The 20,540-nt window shown below is 64.2% G+C and carries 15 protein-coding genes and 1 tRNA gene; 9 read left to right on the plus strand and 7 right to left on the minus strand.

Features of this window, described 5'->3' with window-relative positions; all coding sequences use genetic code 11:
• The first annotated feature begins 187 nt into the window (after nucleotides 1-187).
• Nucleotides 188-4,114, plus strand: coding sequence for a trifunctional transcriptional regulator/proline dehydrogenase/L-glutamate gamma-semialdehyde dehydrogenase (gene putA / locus AWB70_RS03245; protein WP_053567178.1), 3,927 nt, complete (start codon nucleotides 188-190; stop codon nucleotides 4,112-4,114).
• A 100-nt stretch (nucleotides 4,115-4,214) separates the two neighbouring features.
• The gene (locus AWB70_RS03250; RefSeq protein WP_014192667.1) at nucleotides 4,215-5,363 is read left to right on the plus strand and encodes a branched-chain amino acid ABC transporter substrate-binding protein; all 1,149 of its coding nucleotides are present in this window, start codon (nucleotides 4,215-4,217) and stop codon (nucleotides 5,361-5,363) included.
• An 84-nt stretch (nucleotides 5,364-5,447) separates the two neighbouring features.
• On the opposite strand, the gene AWB70_RS03255 is transcribed toward AWB70_RS03250, so the two are convergent.
• The 4 genes from AWB70_RS03255 to AWB70_RS03270 form a co-directional block, all read right to left on the minus strand.
• A complete protein-coding gene (locus AWB70_RS03255; RefSeq protein ID WP_143281603.1) occupies nucleotides 5,448-6,359 on the minus strand; it encodes an NYN domain-containing protein in 912 nt (303 codons plus the stop codon).
• A gap of 232 nt (nucleotides 6,360-6,591) precedes the next feature.
• Nucleotides 6,592-7,098, minus strand: a complete 507-nt coding sequence (locus AWB70_RS03260) for a cytochrome b/b6 domain-containing protein (RefSeq protein WP_053567176.1) — start codon at nucleotides 7,096-7,098, stop codon at nucleotides 6,592-6,594.
• A gap of 10 nt (nucleotides 7,099-7,108) precedes the next feature.
• On the minus strand, nucleotides 7,109-7,372 hold the full coding sequence (locus AWB70_RS03265; protein WP_014192664.1) for a PepSY domain-containing protein: 264 nt from the start codon (nucleotides 7,370-7,372) through the stop codon (nucleotides 7,109-7,111).
• A 78-nt stretch (nucleotides 7,373-7,450) separates the two neighbouring features.
• Entirely contained in the window at nucleotides 7,451-9,139 is a 1,689-nt protein-coding gene (locus tag AWB70_RS03270; protein ID WP_053567175.1) for a thiamine pyrophosphate-binding protein, read from the minus strand.
• A gap of 313 nt (nucleotides 9,140-9,452) precedes the next feature.
• Between AWB70_RS03270 and flhF the strand changes: the two genes are divergently transcribed.
• From flhF to AWB70_RS03285, 3 genes are read left to right on the plus strand one after another with little or no spacing between them, the layout of a single operon-like run.
• Nucleotides 9,453-11,225 (plus strand): flagellar biosynthesis GTPase FlhF, encoded by a 1,773-nt coding sequence (flhF, locus tag AWB70_RS03275; RefSeq protein WP_053567174.1) that lies wholly within the window; start codon nucleotides 9,453-9,455, stop codon nucleotides 11,223-11,225.
• Nucleotides 11,218-12,120 (plus strand): MinD/ParA family ATP-binding protein, encoded by a 903-nt coding sequence (locus AWB70_RS03280; RefSeq protein ID WP_014192661.1) that lies wholly within the window; start codon nucleotides 11,218-11,220, stop codon nucleotides 12,118-12,120. The genes flhF and AWB70_RS03280 overlap by 8 nt, the downstream gene beginning before the upstream one ends.
• Nucleotides 12,121-12,138: 18 nt before the next feature.
• A complete protein-coding gene (locus tag AWB70_RS03285; protein WP_014192660.1) occupies nucleotides 12,139-12,870 on the plus strand; it encodes an RNA polymerase sigma factor FliA in 732 nt (243 codons plus the stop codon).
• Nucleotides 12,871-12,876: 6 nt separating this feature from the next.
• On the opposite strand, the gene AWB70_RS03290 is transcribed toward AWB70_RS03285, so the two are convergent.
• Nucleotides 12,877-13,977 carry a GGDEF domain-containing protein gene (locus AWB70_RS03290; protein ID WP_053567173.1) on the minus strand — a complete coding sequence of 367 codons (1,101 nt, stop codon included), beginning with the start codon at nucleotides 13,975-13,977 and terminating at the stop codon, nucleotides 12,877-12,879.
• 174 nt (nucleotides 13,978-14,151) lie between these two features.
• On the opposite strand from AWB70_RS03290, the gene AWB70_RS03295 reads away from it, so the two are divergent.
• Both AWB70_RS03295 and AWB70_RS03300 read left to right on the plus strand, forming a co-directional pair.
• Nucleotides 14,152-15,147 (plus strand): Rieske 2Fe-2S domain-containing protein, encoded by a 996-nt coding sequence (locus tag AWB70_RS03295; RefSeq protein WP_053567567.1) that lies wholly within the window; start codon nucleotides 14,152-14,154, stop codon nucleotides 15,145-15,147.
• Between the two features lie 183 nt (nucleotides 15,148-15,330).
• Nucleotides 15,331-15,876 (plus strand): cysteine hydrolase family protein, encoded by a 546-nt coding sequence (locus AWB70_RS03300; RefSeq protein ID WP_053567172.1) that lies wholly within the window; start codon nucleotides 15,331-15,333, stop codon nucleotides 15,874-15,876.
• A 21-nt stretch (nucleotides 15,877-15,897) separates the two neighbouring features.
• Here AWB70_RS03300 and AWB70_RS03305 read toward each other — a convergent pair.
• A tRNA-Arg gene (locus tag AWB70_RS03305) sits at nucleotides 15,898-15,973 on the minus strand.
• Between the two features lie 327 nt (nucleotides 15,974-16,300).
• Between AWB70_RS03305 and AWB70_RS03310 the strand changes: the two genes are divergently transcribed.
• Entirely contained in the window at nucleotides 16,301-17,209 is a 909-nt protein-coding gene (locus tag AWB70_RS03310) for a c-type cytochrome (RefSeq protein WP_014192656.1), read from the plus strand.
• A gap of 19 nt (nucleotides 17,210-17,228) precedes the next feature.
• Here the strand turns inward: AWB70_RS03310 and AWB70_RS03315 are convergent, their stop codons facing one another.
• Complete coding sequence (locus AWB70_RS03315; protein ID WP_053567566.1) at nucleotides 17,229-19,316, minus strand: UvrD-helicase domain-containing protein; 2,088 nt, start codon at nucleotides 19,314-19,316, stop codon at nucleotides 17,229-17,231.
• A gap of 141 nt (nucleotides 19,317-19,457) precedes the next feature.
• Between AWB70_RS03315 and AWB70_RS03320 the strand changes: the two genes are divergently transcribed.
• Entirely contained in the window at nucleotides 19,458-20,504 is a 1,047-nt protein-coding gene (locus tag AWB70_RS03320; protein WP_053567171.1) for an oxidoreductase, read from the plus strand.
• Nucleotides 20,505-20,540: the final 36 nt, after the last annotated feature.

The raw sequence follows: 20,540 nt of genomic DNA on the forward strand, positions 1-20,540 counted from the left end.
GGAAAATACTAGGTGGAAACCGCCCGCGGCCTACGCGAGGTTCACCGCCGAAAGCCTTGTCCCATAAGGGTTTTGCAATGGTGCAACCCTAGCGAAAATCTCGGTTGCACCTTTTATATCAGCGGGGTACGATTCGCCAACTTTTTGGTCATTGGCCGGGTAGGCACGACCGGCAAACGAAGGAAATATGGCGAGCACAACCTTAGGCGTCAAAGTCGACGATTTGCTGCGTTCCCGGCTGAAGGATGCCGCGACGCGCCTCGAACGCACTCCGCACTGGCTGATCAAGCAGGCGATCTTCGCGTACCTGGAGCGCATCGAGCACGGGCAGCTTCCGCCCGAACTGTCGGGCGCGAACGGCTCGTCCGACATGACCGATGCCGCCCCCGTCGATGGCGACGAAGACGGCGCGCCGCATCCCTTCCTCGATTTCGCCCAGAACATTCAGCCGCAATCCGTGCTGCGCGCGGCGATCACGGCCGCGTACCGCCGGCCGGAGCCGGAGTGCGTGCCGTTCCTGATCGGTCAGGCGCGTCTGCCCGCGAACGTCTCCGCCGAAACCGAAAAGCTCGCGACCCGGCTTGTCGAAGCGCTGCGCGCGAAGAGCTCGGGCGGCGGCGTCGAAGGCCTGATCCACGAGTTTTCGCTGTCGAGCCAGGAAGGCGTCGCGCTGATGTGCCTCGCCGAAGCGCTCTTGCGCATTCCCGACCGCGCCACGCGCGACGCGCTCATCCGCGACAAGATCAGCAAGGGCGACTGGAAATCGCATATGGGCCAGGCGCCGTCGCTGTTCGTAAACGCGGCGACGTGGGGCCTGATGATCACCGGCAAGCTCGTCACGACCAACAGCGAAGCGGGCTTGAGCTCCGCGCTGACGCGTCTCATCGGCAAGGGCGGCGAGCCGCTGATCCGCAAGGGCGTCGACATGGCGATGCGCCTGATGGGCGAGCAGTTCGTCACCGGCGAGACCATTTCCGAAGCGCTCGCGAACAGCCGCAAATACGAAGCGCGCGGTTTCCGTTACTCCTACGACATGCTCGGCGAAGCCGCGACGACCGAAGAAGACGCGCAGCGCTACTACGCCTCCTACGAGCAGGCGATCCACGCGATCGGCAAGGCGGCGGGCGGGCGCGGCATCTACGAAGGCCCGGGCATTTCGATCAAGCTCTCCGCGCTGCATCCGCGCTATTCGCGCGCGCAGCAGGAACGCACGATGAACGAACTGCTGCCGCGCGTGCGCTCGCTCGCGCAACTGGCGCGCCGTTACGACATCGGCCTGAATATCGACGCTGAAGAAGCCGATCGCCTCGAACTCTCGCTCGATCTGCTCGAAGCGCTGTGCTTCGATCCGGAACTCGCGGGCTGGAACGGCATCGGTTTCGTGGTGCAGGGTTATCAGAAGCGCTGCCCGTTCGTGATCGATTATCTGATCGATCTGGCGCGCCGCAGCCGTCATCGTTTGATGATCCGCCTCGTGAAGGGCGCGTACTGGGACACCGAAATCAAGCGCGCACAAGTCGATGGCCTCGAAGGCTATCCGGTCTACACGCGCAAGATCTACACGGACATCTCGTATCTCGCGTGCGCGAAGAAGCTGCTCGGCGCGCCCGATGCCGTGTATCCGCAATTCGCGACGCACAACGCGTTCACGCTCTCGGCGATCTATCACCTCGCGGGCCAGAATTACTATCCCGGCCAGTACGAGTTTCAGTGCCTGCACGGCATGGGCGAGCCGCTCTACGAAGAAGTCACGGGCCGCGACAAGCTGAATCGTCCGTGCCGCGTGTACGCGCCGGTCGGCACGCACGAAACGCTGCTCGCGTATCTGGTGCGCCGCCTGCTCGAGAACGGCGCGAACACGTCGTTCGTGAACCGCATCGCCGACGAGTCGATTCCGGTGAAGGAACTCGTGCGCGATCCGATCGACGAAGCGCAAGCCATCGTGCCGCTCGGCGCGCCGCACGCGAAGATCCCGCTGCCGCGCCAGCTTTACGGCAACGAGCGTCCCAATTCGATGGGCCTCGATCTGTCGAACGAGCATCGTCTGGCGTCGCTGTCGTCGGCGCTGCTGGCGAGCGCGAACCATGCATGGCGCGCGGAACCGATGCTCGAAGGCGGTTCCGTCGATAACGGCGCTCCCCGCGATGTGCGCAATCCGTCCGATTCGCGCGATCTGGTCGGAACCGTGGTCGAGGCGTCCTCCGAGCAAGTGAGCGCCGCGATCGCCAACGCGGTCGCCGCCGCGCCGATCTGGCAGGCGACGCCCGTCGAAGACCGCGCCGATTGCCTCGCGCGCGCAGGCGATCTGCTCGAAGCGCAGATGCATACGCTCATGGGCCTCATCATCCGCGAGGCGGGCAAGTCGTTGCCGAACGCCATCGCCGAAATTCGCGAGGCGGTGGACTTCCTGCGCTACTACGCGTCGCAGATTCGCGCGGAGTTTTCCAACGACACGCATCGTCCGCTTGGTCCGGTCGTGTGTATCAGCCCGTGGAATTTCCCGCTCGCGATCTTCATGGGCCAGGTGGCCGCCGCGCTCGCTGCGGGCAATCCGGTGCTCGCGAAGCCCGCCGAGCAAACGCCGCTGATCGCCGCGCAAGCCGTGCGCATTCTGCGCGAGGCCGGCGTGCCGGCCGGCGCGGTGCAACTGCTGCCGGGCAATGGTGAAACCGTGGGCGCTGCGCTGGTCGCGGACCCGCGCACGCGCGCCGTGATGTTCACCGGCTCGACGGAAGTCGCGCGTCTCATCAACAAGACGCTGTCCGAACGCCTCGATTCCGATGGCCGTCCGATTCCGCTGATCGCCGAAACCGGCGGCCAGAACGCGATGATCGTCGATTCGTCGGCGCTCGCGGAACAAGTGGTCGCGGACGTGCTGCAGTCGTCGTTCGATTCGGCCGGCCAGCGCTGCTCGGCGCTGCGCGTGCTGTGCCTGCAAGACGACGTCGCCGATCGCACGCTCGAAATGCTGACCGGTGCGATGAACCAGCTCGCGGTCGGCAATCCGGATCGCCTCTCGACGGACGTCGGTCCCGTGATCGACGGCGACGCGAAGCGCGGCATCGATGCGCACATCGCCGGCATGCGCGACAAGGGCCGCAACGTGACGCAACTGCCGCTGCCCGACCACTGCGCGCAAGGCACGTTCGTGCCGCCGACGCTCATCGAGCTCGACAGCATCGACGAGCTCAAGCGCGAAGTGTTCGGCCCGGTGCTCCATGTGGTGCGTTATCGCCGTTCGAACCTTGATAAACTCCTCGACCAAATTCGTTCGACCGGTTACGGCCTTACGCTCGGCATCCATACGCGTATCGACGAAACCATCGCGCATGTAATCTCGAGGGCGCACGTCGGCAACATCTACGTGAACCGCAACGTGATCGGCGCGGTGGTCGGCGTGCAGCCGTTCGGCGGCGAAGGTTTGTCCGGAACGGGGCCGAAGGCGGGTGGCGCGCTGTACTTGCAGCGCTTGCTTGCGAAGCGTCCGACCGGCTTGCCGAAGTCGCTTGCGAGCACGCTGGTGGTCGATCAGTCGGCATCGAAGGACACGCCGTCCGCGTCGCTCACCGCATTGCGCGACTGGGCGATCGGCGAGCGCGATCCGCAAACGGCCGCGCGTTGCGACGGCTATCTGCAACACGTGATGGCGGGCGCGACGGCCGTGCTGAACGGCCCGACCGGCGAGCGCAACACCTACACGCTCGGCGCGCGCGGCACGGTGCTGTGCGTGGCGGCGACCGCGAGCGGGGCGCGCGCGCAATTCGCCGCGGTGCTCGCGACGGGCAACCGCGCGCTGTTCAGCGGATCGGCGGGCGAGCAACTGGCGGCGTCGCTGCCTGCGTCGCTCAAACCGTACGCGCGGGTCGGCAAAGCGGCGGAAGATTTCGACGCGGTGCTGTTCGAAGGCGATAGCGACGAACTGCTGTCGCTCGTGAAGGAAGTCGCGAAGCGCACCGGGCCGATCGTATCGGTGCAGGGCGTGGCTGCGGGAGCGTTCGCCGACGCTGGCCACGACGGCGAAGACTACGCGCTCGAACGTCTGCTGACGGAACGCTCGGTGAGCGTGAACACGGCGGCGGCGGGCGGCAATGCGAATTTGATGACGATCGGTTGAGACACCCCTCGAACGCTCGATTCAAACGAATTCAAACAAGCGGCAGCGGGCACGGCGATCCCGGCAAGAGCTGCCATCCACACTGGAACAAGGAGAAGCTATGAAGCACACGATGACCAAGCTGGCAGCGGCCATGACGCTCGTCGGCCTGTCGGTCGCGGGGACCGCAGTTGCGCAGCAAGTCGAGGACGTGAAGGTCGGTTACGCCGGACCGCTGACGGGCGCGCAGGCGCACTACGGCAAGGACATGCAGAACGGCATCACGCTCGCCGTCGAAGATTTCAACGCCACGAAGCCGACGATCGGCGGAAAGCAAGTGCGCATCGTGCTGGATTCGGCCGACGATCAGGCGGACCCGCGCACGGGCACGACCGTCGCGCAGCGCCTCGTCGACGAAGGCATCAAGGGCATGCTCGGCCACTTCAACTCGGGCACGACGATTCCCGCATCGCGCATCTACGCGAACGCGGGCATCCCCGAAATCGCGATGGCGACCGCGCCGGAATACACGACGCAAGGCTTCAAGACGGCCTTCCGCATGATGACCTCCGACACGCAGCAAGGCTCGGTCGCGGGTGAATTCGCGGTGAAGAACCTGAAGGTGAAGAAGATCGCGATCGTCGATGACCGCACGGCTTACGGCCAGGGTCTCGCCGACCAGTTCGAGAAGGCCGCGAAGGCGGCGGGCGGCACGATCGTCGTGCGCGAGTTCACGAACGACAAGGCGGTGGACTTCAAGGCGATTCTGACCAAGATCAAGTCGATGAATCCGGACCTCGTGTACTACGGCGGCGCGGATTCGCAAGCCGGCCCGATGGTCAAGCAGATGAAGACGCTCGGCTTCCGCGCGCCGCTGATGGCGGGCGAAATGGTGAAGACCGACACCTTCATCAAGATCGCGGGCGACGCGGCGGACGGCACGGTGGCATCGCTCGCCGGCCTGCCGATGGACGAAATGCCGGGCGGCGCGGATTACTCGGCGAAGTACAAGAAGCGCTTCAACGAAGACGTGCAGACGTACTCGCCGTATGCCTACGACGGCGCAATGGCGATGTTCACGGCAATGAAGGCCGCGAACTCGACGGACCCGGCGAAGTATCTGCCGTTCCTCGCGAAGACGGACATGCAGGGCGTGACGGCGAAGCACCTGTCGTACGACTCGAAGGGCGATCTGAAGAACGGCGGCATCACGCTGTATAAGGTCGTCGGCGGCAAGTGGACGACGCTGCAGAGCGTGGGCGGGAAGTAAGACTCCGGTCTTCTTAAGCCTTCGATCAGAACGGCTCGGTTCGCGTAAGCGGCCGGGCCGTTTTTCGTTGAGGCACAGGCCCGGTCAGGTGGTGCGGACTTTCTCCGCCACCGGACCCTTCTGGCCGATGCCCTCCTGAAAACTGACTTCCATGCCCTTGTAGACATCGTCGAAGTCCGCGTCGATCAATGCGGAGCAATAGAAGAACAGGTTCTCCTTTGCGCCTTCCGGCCGGATGAATCCATAGCCGTTCAGCACGCTGGCGATGGTTCCTGTTTTCCAGTCGTCGCCCCCGGCGCCGAGCGATTGAATCACGTTCTTCTGCCGCTGGAAAAGCGAGTTCAACGCTTCCCGCTCGTCGCCTTGAGCGTTGTCCATCCGGTCGATGACGTCGGACATCATGACCGGATAAGCCACCTCGTTGAAAAGCAACTGGCTCGGCCGCGTGCCCTTTTGCTCGCCCGTGGCGTCTTCATAGGCAAACGACCAGCCGAGCGCCAATACGGGCATGCCAAGCGCCTTGAGCTTGCGCGCGAGCGGAATGTAGTCGCTGTCGCCGGCGATCAGCACGGCAACATCGAACCGCTTCTCCGCCGCCATTTCGTAGGCTTCGAGTGCGAGCCATACGTCGATACCCTTTTCTTTCCCCGCGAAGTTCATGGGAAGGTAATGGGTCGTGACGTTCTCTTTCATGAGAATGTCTTCGAACACACGCTCCCTGTACAGCATGTCCAGTCCTTTCTCGACGCTTTGCTGAGCCGAAAACCGTCCGCGAAAATAATGCAATTCGACGAGGTGGCAATCCTTCGGATTCAGATCGTTTTCGAGGGCGATTTTGTACCGGATGTAATCGTGAAGTCCGCGCACAGATATCCACGCGTTCTTCTTATGCTGATGCATGTAGTACTTTCGCACCATGTCGAGATAGTTGCCGTCATAGAATATGCCGACCCTGAGGAGCCGTTTCGTGGCGAGGGGTATTGGAGTTGACGCCAATGGACTGCCTCCGTGCGTAGGCTGGGCAAGACAGTGTCGTAAGTGTGTCGATGAATATAAAGATGAAAATGCTTAATAATGCCTTTCTATGCGTGCGGTGAAGCAGCTATTTTGAACCGATGGTCAATGAGATTCTTGCCTTTGTTGAATTTGAATTGACGGCGCCCATTAACGATTGCCGAAAAGCGACGACAAGCAATCCTGATTGATTTGAGCACAGTCCGCGCGTGGGCTATCGATCTGGGCGCTTATTACCCGTCACCATCGCCCGAATCAAATTCTCCCGCGTCCACAGGCTCATCAAAATCGCTGCAACGACATGCACGCACACGCACACCTCGACGGCAATCGACAGCCACGTATGAATCTCCTGCGGCCAGTCCTCGCCCCAGAACGCATCGAGCCGCATGATCCAGCCCGACACCGCGAGCGCAAGAATCAGAAACCACAGCAAAAGCGCCATCAATCCGCCGAGCGGATTGTGCGATACGTGATGCACCGGCTTGCCCTTCGCAAGCGAGCGCAGATATTCGGAGAGATGTGAAAACGTCGGCCACCACGCGGCAAAGCGCGCATGACGCGAGCCGACGAAGCCCCACGCGATCCGCGCCACGACCAGCCCCGCCGCGACGTAACCGAGCAGGCGATGCGTGGAATCCGTCGGACCGAACAGATTCCACAGCACGATGCCCGCGACGACCCAGTGCGTCAGCCGGACGAAGCCGTCCCAGACTTTCACCGCGCGCGCGTCACTCGACTTCCGCCTTCACGACAGCCAGCGTCTTCGTGTCGTAATAAATCTCGACCTTCTTGCCGTCCTTGTCGTGGCCGTAGATCTCGTAGCAGTTTCCATCGACCTTGAATTTGCGAATCTTGTAGCCCTGCGCCTCAAGCTGCGCCTTGGCGTCCGATTCCTTCATCCACTCGCTCTTCGGATGCGCCGTGCAGTCCGCCTTCGCGAACGCCGCGCCCGAAAAACCCAATGCCAACGACAAAGCCAGAACCTTAAGCATCGCTAACTCCCGGTGGTTTCGAACTGGCTACTCTACTGCCACCGGATGCGCGCCGCAAGCAAATCGAAAGTTTGTCCGCTAGCGCTGGCCTTGCTGGCGAATTTGTTCGAGTGTCGCGCCCGGCGTGCTCTGATCCTGCGGAATGCGGATTTCGATGACCGCCGGCAGCCCCGAAGCCTGCGCGCGCTCGAACGCGGGCATGAACTGATCGGTCGTCTCGACCAGTTCGCCATGCGCGCCGAACGCGCGTGCGTAGGCGACGAAGTCCGGATTCGTGAGCCCCGTGCCATGCACGCGATTCGGATAATGCCGCTCCTGATGCATGCGGATCGTGCCGTACTGCGCGTTGTTCACGACGATGAAAATTACCGCGAGCCCGTACTGCATCGCCGTGGCGATCTCGTTGCTCGACATCATGAAGCAGCCGTCGCCCGCAAACGCGATCACCGTGCGCGCCGGATAAAGCGACTTCGCGGCGATTGCGGCAGGCACGCCGTAGCCCATCGCACCGCTCGTCGGCGCAACCTGCGAGCGGAAATGCCGGTACGAATAGTGCCGATGCAGCCAGGTCGCGTAATTGCCCGCGCCGTTCGTGAGGATCGAGTCGGCGGGAATCGTCTCTGCGAGCTGACGCATGATTTCGCCGAGCTGAACGTCGCCGAGCATCGGGCGCGGCGTGCGCCATTCGAGGTACGCCGCGTGCGCGGCTTCGGCGCTGCCGGCCCACGAGACGCTGGCGGGCGGTTCCAGTGAGGCCAGAAGAGAGGCGATTTCGGGCATGCCCGAGACGATCGGCAGATCGGCGCTGTACACGCGGCCGAGCTCTTCCGCGCCCTGATGCACGTGGATGAGCGTCTGCTTCGTCTTCGGAATATCGAGCAGCGTGTAGCCGCCGGTCGTCGATTCGCCCATGCGCGGGCCGAGCACGAAGAGCACGTCGGCATCGCGCACGCGCGCGGCGAGCGCCGGATTGATGCCCAGGCCGACATCGCCCGCATAGTTCGGATGCTCGTTGGACAGCGTGTCCTGATAGCGGAACGCGCAGCCCACCGGCAGTTTCCATTGCTCGACGAAGCGCGCGAAGTCCTGCGTCGCCTCGGCGGTCCAGCCGCTGCCGCCCGCGATCACGAACGGCTTCTTCGCGTTCGCGAGCAATTCGCTTAGACGCGCCATCTGCGCCGCCGAAGGCGACGCCGCCACGCGCTGATAACGCGGCACGGGCGGCGCGGCGTCGACGGCTTCGGTCAGCATGTCTTCGGGCAGCGCGAGCACGACCGGCCCCGGACGGCCCGATGTCGCCGTGTGAAACGCGTGACTCATGTATTCCGGCACGCGGCGCGGATCGTCGATCTGCGCGACCCACTTCGCCATCTGCCCGAACATGCGCCGGTAATCGATTTCCTGAAACGCTTCGCGGTCCATGTGCTCCCGCGCGCATTGGCCGATGAGCAGGATCATCGGCGTCGAATCCTGAAACGCGGTGTGCACGCCGATCGACGCGTGCGTCGCGCCCGGCCCGCGCGTGACGATCGCGATGCCCGGCTTGCCCGTCAGCTTGCCGACCGCCTCGGCCATGTTCGCCGCGGCCGCCTCGTGGCGGCAGACGATCGTCTGAATCTGCGAGGTTTCGTCGTGAAGGGAATCGAGGACCGCCAGGAAGCTTTCTCCGGGCACGCAAAACACGCGTTCGACGCCGTGATGCGCGAGCGCATCGACGAGAAGACGCGCACCGGTGGTCTGAATCTGAGCGGGGACAGCGGACGCCATGCGAAGAAGTCTCCTTTTTTGAGTGTCCAGCCAGTCGCGAGTGCGAACCGGACCGTGAGCGAATTGCCCTAAAGCTTACGCCCACGCGCCGATGTCCGGAACGAAGCGAGGCGGAATCTTTTTCCGGCGGCGCGCACGTTTGCGCCGGCCCCGCATGTCCATCAGCCGAAATACCCCTTTTTCTCACCTTTTATCCAGCGATGGGCAAACGCTCAAGTTCGCAATAATGGCTTCACTGAAAAGCGGGCACGGCAATAACGCAGAACGTGCCGCTGGCTAAAGATCGCAGTCTCACACCTCATCGGGGGCAAGTTTGAACATTCGTAAATTCATCGGCGCGAACAGCCGCGACGCATTGCGCCAGGTTCGTGAAGCGCTCGGACCCGATGCCGTGGTGTTGTCCAATCGCACGCTGGATGATGGCTCCGTCGAGATCGTCGGTGTCGCGGACAGCGATATCGCCTCGATCTCGCCCGCCGCGAAGGAACAGGCTGCGCGTTCGTCCGGCACGTCGCGCGCCGCGCTCGCCGCCGCCGCGGCCGCGATGCCGGTCAAGCAATCCGCCGCCAATCCGTATGCGAGCGGCGACGTGTTCTCGTCGGTCTTCGGCGCGAACACCGATGCCGACGACGAATTTCACGCCGATCCCGAAGCCCACGCCGACGACGAAACGCCCCGCACGATGGCCGACACGAATCCGTGGCTGATCGAGCACGCGAAGCGCATCGCGCAACAGGCGTCGATGCCGTCGAACCGCCCGCTCACGGCGTCCGCGGCGATTGCGCGCGGCATGGGCGTGCCGGTGCCGGCTTCCGCGCAGGAAACGCGCGCCGCAAAAGCGCCGGAAGCCGGCAAGTACGCGATGCGTCAGCAAGCCAGGCGCCCCGAAGCGGCTGTCGAGCCGAAAGTCGAAACGCCCGAGTGGGCGCGCGAAGCCGCGCAAGTCGCCGCGCGCCGCGCCGCGCAGAAGATCAACGCAAGCGCGCCGCACGCCGATGCGCCCGTGGCGAGCCAGGCGAGCGCCACGCCCGAGCACCCGTTCGAAGGCTTGCCCGCGAACGCGGCGGCCGTCGTCACGGAAGCGATCCGTGCGCGCATGGAGCAAGTCGTCAACGAAACCGTGATGAACGAGCTCTCATCGATGCGCACCATGATGGAAGAGCACTTCTCCGGTCTGCTCTGGGGCGAGCGTCAGCGCCGCAACCCCACGGGCAGCGCGCTCACGAAGCGTCTTTTCTCCGCCGGCTTCTCGGCGCAGCTCGTGCGCATGATGGTGGAGAACATGCCGGAGATGGAGAGCGTGGAAGGCGCGCTCGAATGGGTGCAGCAAGTGCTCGAATCGAATATCCCGGTGATGGACAGCGAAGACGCGCTGATGGAGCGCGGCGGTGCGTTCGCGCTGATGGGCCCGACGGGCGTCGGCAAGACCACGACCACCGCGAAGCTCGCGGCGCGCTGCGTGATGCGCTTCGGCGCAAGCAAGGTCGCGCTGCTCACGACCGACAGCTACCGGATCGGCGCGCACGAACAACTGCGCATCTTCGGCAAGATTCTCGGCGTCTCGGTTCACGCGGTGAAGGACGCCGCCGACCTGCAGCTCGCGCTGTCCGAGCTGCGCAACAAACATATCGTGCTGATCGACACCATCGGCATGAGCCAGCGCGATCGCATGGTCTCCGACCAGATCGCGATGCTGTGCGGCGCGGGTCATCCGGTGCAGCGCATTTTGCTGCTTAACGCGACGAGCCACGGCGACACGCTCAACGAAGTCGTGCAGGCCTACAAGAGCGCGCCGGATCAGCCGCCGCTCGCGGGCTGCATTCTCACGAAGCTCGACGAAGCGACCAATCTCGGCGGCGTGCTCGACACCGTCATCCGCTACAAGCTGCCCGTGCACTACGTTTCGACGGGCCAGAAGGTGCCGGAGAACCTGTACGTCGCGACCAAGCGTTTTCTGATCAAGAGCGCGTTTTGCATTCCGCGCGACGGCTCGCCGTTCGTGCCGCAGGACGAAGAAGTGCCGGCGCTGCTCTCCGCGTTGTCGGCGCGTGCCTCGACCGAAATGCATGGGGTGCACTTTGGATAAGTTCGTGCTCGACCAGGCGGAAGGTCTGCGACGGCTCCTCACCCGCGCCGGTTCGCGCGTGGTGGCGGTCGCGGGCGGTCCGGCGGGCATCGGATGCACGTCGGCGGTGGCGAATCTCGGCGCGGCGCTGTCCGTGCATGGCAAGGACGTGCTCGTGATCGACGAGCATCGCGACGCAGGATCGATCAGCCGTCTCGCGGGCCTCGACGATGCGGGCGCGCTCGCCGCGGTGATGTCCGGCCGCCGCGCGCTCACCGAAGTCGTCGAGCGCACGCCGCTCGGCTTCTCGCTGATGGCCGCGCCCCGCGACGAACGCATCGTCCACGACGCCGCGCAGTGCCGCGCCCTGCTCGACGGTCCTGCGGACATCGTGCTGATCGATGCGCAGCTCGATCGCCACGGCGCGCTGTCGACGCTCGCGGCGCAGGCGCATGACTTTCTGGTCGTGACGCGGGTGGCCGCGTCCGCGATCACCGAGGCGTATGCGTGCATGAAGCGCCTGCATTACGCCCATGCGATCGGCCAGTTCCGCGTGCTGATCAATCACGTTCAGAACCCGGCCGACGCGGCGGTCGCGTTCGACAACCTGTCGGGCGTCGCGAGCCGGTATCTGGCCGTGTCGCTCGTGCAGGCGGGATATGTGTCCGAGGATGCGCGCGTCGCTCGGGCGAAGGAACTCTCACGCTGCGCAGTCGAAGCGTTCCCGGCCACGGCCGCGGCGCGCGACTACCGCGCGATTGCGGCGGAGCTCCTGCACTGGCCGATGCGCCCCACGCCGTATCCGGCGAAAGCGGATGGCCAGAAGAACGCGCGCAACCCGGTAGGCGACTCTGACCACGGCTTGCGAGAGGTTTTGTTTTCCGCGCATGCAATGAGCAGCACGGCGTCGATGTGATCAAGATAGGTGACCAAGATGTATAACGCCCAAGGCAAACTCTCACAGTCGGAAGTGCTGACGAAATATGCGCCGCTCGTACGCCGGCTGGGGCTTCAGCTCGTCGCCAAGATGCCGGCGAGCGTCGATCTCGACGATCTGATTCAGGCCGGCATGATCGGCCTCCTGGATGCGGCGAGCCGCTACAAGGAAGATCAGGGCGCGCAGTTCGAAACCTACGCGAGCCAGCGCATTCGCGGCGCGATGCTCGACGAACTGCGCGCGAACGACTGGCTGCCGCGCAGCATGCGCAAGACGTCGCGCGAAGTCGAATCGGCGGTGCACAAGGTCGAGCAGAACCTCGGCCGCTCGGCGAGCGAGACGGAGATCGCGGACCACATGAAGTTGCCGCTCGACGAATATCAGTCGATGCTGCAGGACTTGCACGGCAGCCAGCTGATCTATTACGAAGACTTCGACCGCTCCGCCGACGACGAGCCGTTCCTCGACCGTTATTGCGTCGATCGCTCGGACCCGCTCTCCGCGCTGCTCGATGACAGCCTGCGCGGCGCGCTGATCGAAGCCATCGACAAGCTGCCGGAACGCGAGAAGCTGCTGATGAGCCTTTACTACGAACGCGGCCTGAACCTGCGCGAAATCGGCGCGGTGATGGAAGTGAGCGAATCGCGCGTGTGCCAGTTGCACAGCCAGGCGGTTGCGCGCCTGCGCACGAAGCTGCGCGAGCAGGCGTGGACGAGCGTCGAGGCCTGAGGCTTTCTAGCTGGCTTCGAAGTCGCGCGTCTCGGCGAAGACGGTCTTGCCTTCGCCGAGACTTTTCGCGCGATACATGGCGCGATCGGCGGCGCGCAGCACGGCGGTCATACCCGTCTGATGCCCGGCCGTCGCGCTCGACAGCAGACATGCGCCGATGCTCGCCGATACCGACACCGGCCGTTCCTGCACCGACGTGATCGCGCCCAGCACCGAATGGATGCTGTCCGCGACCGCGAGCACCGCGGCGCGATCGCGCACCTGATGCGCGAGCACGACGAACTCGTCGCCGCCCAGACGCGCGGTCGTGTCGGTCTTGCGCATGCGCTTGGCGAGCGCGTGCGCGAACGATTGCAGCAACATGTCGCCGACGGCGTGCCCGTAGGTGTCGTTCACTTCCTTGAAGCCGTCGAGATCGATGAGCAGCAGCGCGGTGGCTGCGTCGCCATCGCTGGCGGCTGCGGATGCGATCATCGCGCGATCGACGATCTGTTCGAGCGCGTAACGGTTCGATAGTCCCGTGAGCGGATCGGTCGATGCCTGGCGCGCGAGGTCGCGATTGACGCTGCCGAGCCGGTCGACGAGCACGCTCAGATACACCGACGCGCCCAGCACACTCAGACCCAGCCCGATCGCGGCGGGGATATTCGCATTCCACCACGGCTGCCCGATGCTCAGCGAAACGACGATGACGAGCGCCGTCGCGCACGACACGGCGAGCGTGCGCTTGCCGTAGCGGCATCCCGAGCCGATCAGAAACCAGAACATTACCCAGATGAGCGGCAGCGCCGTGGCGCCGCCCGCGGCGAGCGCGAGCCCGAGAATCGACTGGTCGGCGATGGTCGTCGCGGTGAGGCGCGTCTGCGATGCCGACGCCGCGCGGCTCACGATAAGCAGCGTGATCGCGCCGTAGGACACGTACAGCCCGACGATGCGCATGACAAGGAACGCATCGCGCGAAGGATGGAGCCACGAAAAGACGCCATATGCCACGAGAACCGCTGCGCCCATCCAGACACGCAGCGTGGCCTGCTCGCGTTCGGGATTCCGGTGCCCGGACCATGGAAAGACATAGCCCCGGCGTGCCGGTTGATGCGCCTGCTCCATACTGAACCCCTGGATGGTTTTCTTTCTTTTATCTTGCTGTTATGACCTGCAGCCCCGTCGCATGATGCCGGTGAACGTTGCACCGGCGAGCGATCCGCTATTTTGCAGCTTTTTGCGAAGAGGCTGTGTTTCGTGTAACTACTCCTTTTGCACGACTATTTCGACTTCACCGCGATGCGCGACGAATCTCTTCTTTCTCTCGACGGCGAATGGCTGCCGGTCTGCAACAGCGATGACGTGCCGGATGGCGGCGCGCGCGGGTTCATCGTCGCGGATGAAAGGATCGTCGTCTGGCGCGACAGCCTCGGCGCGGCGCATGTGTGGCGCGATTACTGTCCGCATCGGGGCGCGCAGTTGTCGCTCGGTCAGGTGATGCGCGATCAGATCGTGTGTCCGTATCACGGCTGGCGATACGACATCGAAGGGCAGTGTCTGCGCATTCCGTCGAATCCGTCGCTGCGGCCTTCGAAGCGCGCCTGCGCGACGACGTTCGTCAGCGAGGAGAAGTACGGCGTCGTGTGGATGTGCTTCGGCGAGCCCGCGCATGCGCTCGATTTTTTTCCCGAAGCCGCGATTCCCGGTGGCCGGCGCATCAACCTCGCGCCGCAGACGGTGAAGTCGTCGGCGCCGCGCGTCGTCGAGAATTTTCTGGATATGGCGCACTTCTCGTTCGTGCATGCCGGGATTCTCGGCGAGGAGGCGCACACGGAAGTGCCCGACTACGAAGTCATCGCCACCGATGATGGCCTGGAGGCGCGGCAGTGCCGGTACTGGCAGCCCGCGGGGATTCCGGGGCAGGGCGGCGGCGCGATGATCGACTATGTGTATCGCGTGAAGCGGCCCTTGATCGCGACGCTCACGAAGATGGCCGGCGGCGGGTTGGGGGCGTTGCATATCATGCTGGCGGCGTCCCCGGTCACGCAGACGGAGACGCGCGCGTGGCTCGTTTCCGTGCATGAGGACGACGCGGTGCATAGCGATCGGGAGCTTTACGACTTCAATATGGAAATCCTGATGCAGGACACGCCGATCGTCGAATCGCAATGGCCCCCGCTTTTGCCGCTGGCGCTCGACGCGGAGTTGCATCAGCGGGCGGATCGGACGGCGGTGGCGTACAGGAAGTGGCTGGCGGGAATGGCGTTTGGATACGGCACGCTGCTCGAACGTTAGCGCGCCGCTTCGTTCTATTGTTCTCGTTTCGCGAACAATATCTTCTCCGAAGGCAGGATTCCCTCATTGGAAGGAAGGCGTCAGCATTGTCGTTGAGACTTCAGACGTGCAGCGATCGAGCGCAAGACATGCATTCGATGGCCGATTCGCCACGAAGTCCATCAACTTTGGACGGAGCTTCTAATGAGCAATCAGGCAATTATCGTAGTGGATATCCAGAACGACTATTTCGCGGGCGGGAAATGGGTATTGGCGGGTGTCGACGCCGCTGCGGACAACGCACAGGCGGTCATCAACGCGGCGCGGAAGAACGGCGACCTCGTCGTTCATGTTCAGCACGTGACACTGGACGCGAACGCGCCGTTCTTCGCGCCGGATACGGAAGGCGTGCAGCTTCATGCAAAGGCGAAGAACCTGCCGCATGAGCGTGTCGTCGTCAAACACCACATGAATCCGTTTCGCGAAACGGGCTTGCAAGCGATTCTCGAGCGCAACGGCATCGAAAAAGTCGTCGTGGTGGGGAACATGAGTCACATGTGCATCGACGCGGTCACGCGCCATTCGGCCGACCTCGGATACGAAACGACCGTCGTACACGACGCCTGCGCGACGCATGATCTCGAATTCAATGGCGTGCGCGTGCCGGCGGCGCAGGTGCATGCGGCGTTCATGGCGGCGCTGAAATTCGGGTATGCGAAGGTGGTGTCGGCGGCGGAACTGGTGGGGTAGTACTGCGCCGTTCGAGAAGATTGGCGCGCCCGGCTGGGATCGAACCAGCAACCCCTGCCTTCGGAGGGCAGTACTCTATCCATTGAGCTACGGGCGCATCGGCGGGAGGCCTTGCGAAGCGGAAAAACTAAGCGCCGGACAAGAAGCCGGCTGCAAGGCCAATGCGAATCCGAGAGGATACCTGCTTTCCGTGACTTCGTCCATCGCGCGGCCTTCAAGGCAATGCGCGGGAACAGTCAGAAAGCATCACACGATTCGGGTAAACGCCCGCTCCGCCGCGTCCGCCACCCCGCGCCGACAGTTAAGCGTTCCGTCTATAATCGACCGTGCCTTTCCCCAAGGCGCGCTTGAGCGCAATGCATTGCGGTAGCTGTCACGCTGTCACTGAACCGACTCACACCAAAAAACGGGAGACGAGACAAGCATGAGCGAAGCACCCCACGGAGCCCCGATCAAGACACCCGGCCAACTCATCGCCGCGGTCATCGCGGGATTCGGCATCCCGGTCGCCATCATCATCCTGCTCGCGGTGTACGTGAACAATTCCACACGCACCGGCGCGGGCACGGACATCGAACAGTCGGTGAAGGAGCGCATCGCGCCCGCCGCACAGGTCGATATCCGCGACGCCAACGCGCCGCGCGTCTACAAAACCGGCGAGGAAGTCTACAAGGCCGTGTGCTCCGCCTGTCACGCGGCAGGCACCGCGGGCGCACCGAAATTCGGCGATGCCGGCGCGTGGTCCGCGCGCATCGGCGAAGGTTACGACACGCTTTTGCACAACGCGCTCAACGGCAAGGGCGCGATGCCCGCACGCGGCGGCACCAGTCCCGACGATTACTCCGACTTCGAAATCGCGCGCGCGGTCGTCTATATGGCGAACGGCAGCGGCGGCAAACTCGCGGAGCCGGCACAACCCGCGCCGGGCGCGGCGGCTTCGGCCGGGGCTTCGGCGCCCGCCGCGGCTTCGGGTGCCGCGGGCGCATCCGGCGCGCAGGACAATGCGCAGGCGGCGGCAGCCGTCGCGGCGCTCGCATCGGTGCCGCAGACGGCCGCGGCTCCAGCGGGCGGCGGCGCGCAATCCGCCGACGCAGCTCAGGCCGGCAAGGCGCTTTACGAGCAGGTCTGTCAGGCCTGTCACGCGGCCGGCGTGCTCAACGCGCCGAAATTCGGCGACAAAGCCGCCTGGGCGCCGCGCCTCAAGGAGCCGATGGACACCGTCTACAACTACGCGCTGCACGGCAAGGGCGCGATGCCGCCGAAGGGCGGATCGAACGCGCCGGACGCCGATGTCAAGGCAGCCGTCGATTACATGGTGAACGCGTCGAAATAAGCGGACGCGGGAGGCGATCTCAGTTCTTCTGCAGCATCGCCTTCAACATCGCCATGCGGTCTTTCGGCGACAAAGGCGCTTCTTCCTTGGTCGGCGGCGGGGCGTCGTCGAGCAGCATCTCGGGGATGAAGCGCGACGGCTCGCACACCACCGTCTCCCGCGCGCGCTTGCGCTTCTTGCACCAGTTCAGATGCAGACTGCGCTGCGCCCGCGTGATCGCGACATACATCAGCCGCCGCTCTTCCTCCATGCGCGAATCGTCGACGGGCGCGTCATCGTCCGAACTGCCCCGATGCGGCATGATGCCTTCCTCCACGCCCACCAGAAACACGTGCGGATACTCCAGCCCCTTCGACGCATGCACCGTCGATAGCCGCACCGCGTCCGGATCTTCCTCCTTGCCTTCGAGCATCGACATCAGCGCGACGGTCTGGATCAGGCCGAGCAGGTTCTTGCCTTCGTCGGCGAAACCGTCGGCGGTGTCGTAGCCGGTCTGCTCGACGCCAGGCGCGGCTGCCGGCTTCGTGCCCTTGCGCTTCAGCCATTCGAGAAATTCGAGGACGTTCTGCCATTTCGACTGCGCCTGCCGCTCGTCGTACGCGTCGTAGAGATACGACTCGTAGTGGATGGCTTCCATCATGTCGTCGAGCACTTCGGTCGCGGGATCGCGATCGGCGCGGTCCGACAGACGCCGCATCCACTCGCAGAACGTGCGCAGCGGCTCGACCTGCCGCGCCGACAGCCGTGCCTCGATGCCGCCCATGAACACCGCCTCGAACAGCGACACCTTCGCCGCGCCCGCAAACGCGCCGAGCGCTTCGAGCGTCGTGTTGCCGACACCGCGCCGCGGCGTCGTGATCGCGCGGATGAAGGCGGGATCGTCATCGGGATTGGCGATCAGACGCAGATACGCGATGAGATCCTTGATCTCGGCCTTGTCGAAGAACGATTGCCCGCCCGAGAGCACATACGGAATGCGCTCGCGCCGCAGCACCTGTTCGAAGATGCGCGCCTGAAAGTTGCCGCGATAGAGAATCGCGTAGTCGCGGAACTGCGTGCGCCGCTCGAACTTGTGCGCCGACAGGCGAAACACGACCGACTCCGCCTCGTGCTCCTCGTCGTTGCAACCGGTGACGGTGATCGTGTCGCCCATGCCGTGTTCCGACCACAGCTTCTTCTCGAACAGCTTCGGATTGTTCGCGATGACGTTGTTCGCCGCCGTCAGAATCCGCACCGTCGAGCGATAGTTCTGCTCGAGCTTGATGACATGCAGCTTCGGAAAATCCTTGCCGAGCTGCGCGAGATTTTCGATGGTCGCGCCGCGCCAGCCGTAGATGGCCTGATCGTCGTCACCCACGGCGGTGAACGCTGCGCGCGGACCGGCCAGGAGTTTCACCAGTTCGTACTGGCAGGCGTTGGTGTCCTGATACTCGTCGATCAGCAGATAACGCAAGCGGTTCTGCCACTTGTCGCGCACCTGCTCGTTCTCCGCGAAAAGTTGCGCGGGGCGCAGGATCAGATCGTCGAAATCGAGCGCCTGATACGCGTGCAGCGTCGCGGCATAGCTGCGATACACGATCGCCGCCTGATGCTCGTCCTCGTTGGCGGCGAGCACGGACGCCTGATCGGGCGAGACCATCGCGTTCTTCCACAGCGAAATGATCGACTGGATCTTGCGGATCAGACCTTTGTCGGTCGTGCCGAGCTGCTCCTGGACCATGCCGAAGCAGTCGTCCGAATCCATGATGGAGAACTGCGGCTTCAGTCCGACGTGCTCCGCTTCCTGCCGCATGATCTGCACGCCGAGCGAGTGGAACGTGCAGATCGTCAACTGATTGACCGGGATCTTGCGGCCTTCCTTGCCGGGCGTCGTGAGCGTCTTGCCTTCGAGGAGCTTGCCGGTGCGCTCGCGCATTTCGAGCGCGGCCTTGTTCGTGAAGGTGAGCGCGGCGATGTGCTTCGGCTCGAAGCCGCGCCCTTCGATCAGATGCGCGATCTTCTGCGTGATCACGCGCGTCTTGCCGCTGCCCGCGCCGGCGAGCACGAGACAGGGACCATCGAGATAGCGCACGGCTTCGCTTTGCGCGGCGTTCAGACCTGCGGACATCGTGTTGAGCTTGGAAATTTGGCGCGCGCGGCGGGGCCGGCGCATGGAGGAGAGCGCGATGTTAACACGATAGAACCGGCGCGGTTCCGGCCCTCGTTCGTGCCACAATATCCGATCGAATCACGACAGGACGATGCCCGCATGAGCACACCACTTAAAGTTGGCGTAATGGGCTATGGCCTCGCCGGCGCGACGTTTCACGCGCCCGTCATCGAGCATTGCGGCCGCGCCGAAGTCGCGGCCATCGCGACGAGCCAGGCCGAGCGCGCGCAGGCGGACTATCCGGACGCGCGCATCGTGGCGGATTTCGACGCGCTCGTCGGCATCGACGATATCGAGGCCGTGGTCATCGCGACGCCGAACGACACGCACTTCGATCTCGCGCACCGTGCATTGTCGGCGGGCAAGCATGTCGTCGTCGATAAACCCGTGACGCTCTCCGCGCGCGACGCCCGCACGCTCGCCGATCTCGCGCAGCAACGGGGCCTGCTGTTCGCGCCGTTCCACAATCGCCGCTGGGACGGCGATTTCATGACGGTGCGCGCGCTGATCGAGAGCGGGCGGCTCGGGCGCGTCACGCATTACGAATCGCATTTTGACCGGTTCCGCCCGAAAGTGCCGCAGCGCTGGCGCGAGGAAGCGGAGCGCGGCGGCGGCTTGCTGTTCGATCTGGGGCCGCATCTGATCGATCAGGCGCTGACGCTGTTCGGCGCGCCGCAGACGGTCACGGCCTTCGTAAAAGCGCATCGCGATCACGCGCACGCGCCGGATTACGTGCATCTCGTGCTCGGCTACGGCGACAAAGAGGTGATCCTGCACGCGAGCGCGCTCGCGGCGCTGGAGCCGCCGCGTTTCGCGATCCACGGCACGCGCGGCAGTTACGTGAAAAACGGGCTGGATACGCAGGAAGACCAGTTGCGCGCGGGCATGCGGCCGGGCAATCCGGAGTTCGCGAAGAATCCGCCGGGCTTGCTGCGCGAAGTCGATGGCGATCTCGATCTGCGCCACGAATTCGCGACGAAAGACGGCGCGTATGTGGAGTTTTATCGCGCGCTGGCGGCGTCGATTCAAGAGGGCAAGCCGTTCCCGGTATCGCCGCAGGATGCGGTGGATACGATGACGATTATTGAGCTCGCGATTGAGAGTGATCGGGAGGGGAGAAGGGTGGCGTTCGAGCGGCTCGACTGAATCCCTGCCGGCGGGTGCGCGCCGTCCATCGGACGA

The sequence above is a fragment of the Caballeronia cordobensis genome, from assembly GCF_001544575.2.
In the GTDB taxonomy this organism is placed as follows: domain Bacteria; phylum Pseudomonadota; class Gammaproteobacteria; order Burkholderiales; family Burkholderiaceae; genus Caballeronia; species Caballeronia cordobensis.

Excerpts from the sequence above, each read along its gene's own strand:
- putA (WP_053567178.1), top strand. The coding sequence starts at position 188 with ATGGCGAGCACAACCTTAGGCGTCAAAGTCGACGATTTGCTGCGTTCC.
- AWB70_RS03250 (WP_014192667.1), top strand. The coding sequence starts at position 4,215 with ATGAAGCACACGATGACCAAGCTGGCAGCGGCCATGACGCTCGTCGGC.
- AWB70_RS03265 (WP_014192664.1), bottom strand. The coding sequence starts at position 7,372 with ATGCTTAAGGTTCTGGCTTTGTCGTTGGCATTGGGTTTTTCGGGCGCG.
- AWB70_RS03270 (WP_053567175.1), bottom strand. The coding sequence starts at position 9,139 with ATGGCGTCCGCTGTCCCCGCTCAGATTCAGACCACCGGTGCGCGTCTT.
- AWB70_RS03285 (WP_014192660.1), top strand. The coding sequence starts at position 12,139 with ATGTATAACGCCCAAGGCAAACTCTCACAGTCGGAAGTGCTGACGAAA.
- AWB70_RS03290 (WP_053567173.1), bottom strand. The coding sequence starts at position 13,977 with ATGGAGCAGGCGCATCAACCGGCACGCCGGGGCTATGTCTTTCCATGG.
- AWB70_RS03295 (WP_053567567.1), top strand. The coding sequence starts at position 14,152 with ATGCGCGACGAATCTCTTCTTTCTCTCGACGGCGAATGGCTGCCGGTC.
- AWB70_RS03300 (WP_053567172.1), top strand. The coding sequence starts at position 15,331 with ATGAGCAATCAGGCAATTATCGTAGTGGATATCCAGAACGACTATTTC.
- AWB70_RS03310 (WP_014192656.1), top strand. The coding sequence starts at position 16,301 with ATGAGCGAAGCACCCCACGGAGCCCCGATCAAGACACCCGGCCAACTC.
- AWB70_RS03315 (WP_053567566.1), bottom strand. The coding sequence starts at position 19,316 with ATGTCCGCAGGTCTGAACGCCGCGCAAAGCGAAGCCGTGCGCTATCTC.
- AWB70_RS03320 (WP_053567171.1), top strand. The coding sequence starts at position 19,458 with ATGAGCACACCACTTAAAGTTGGCGTAATGGGCTATGGCCTCGCCGGC.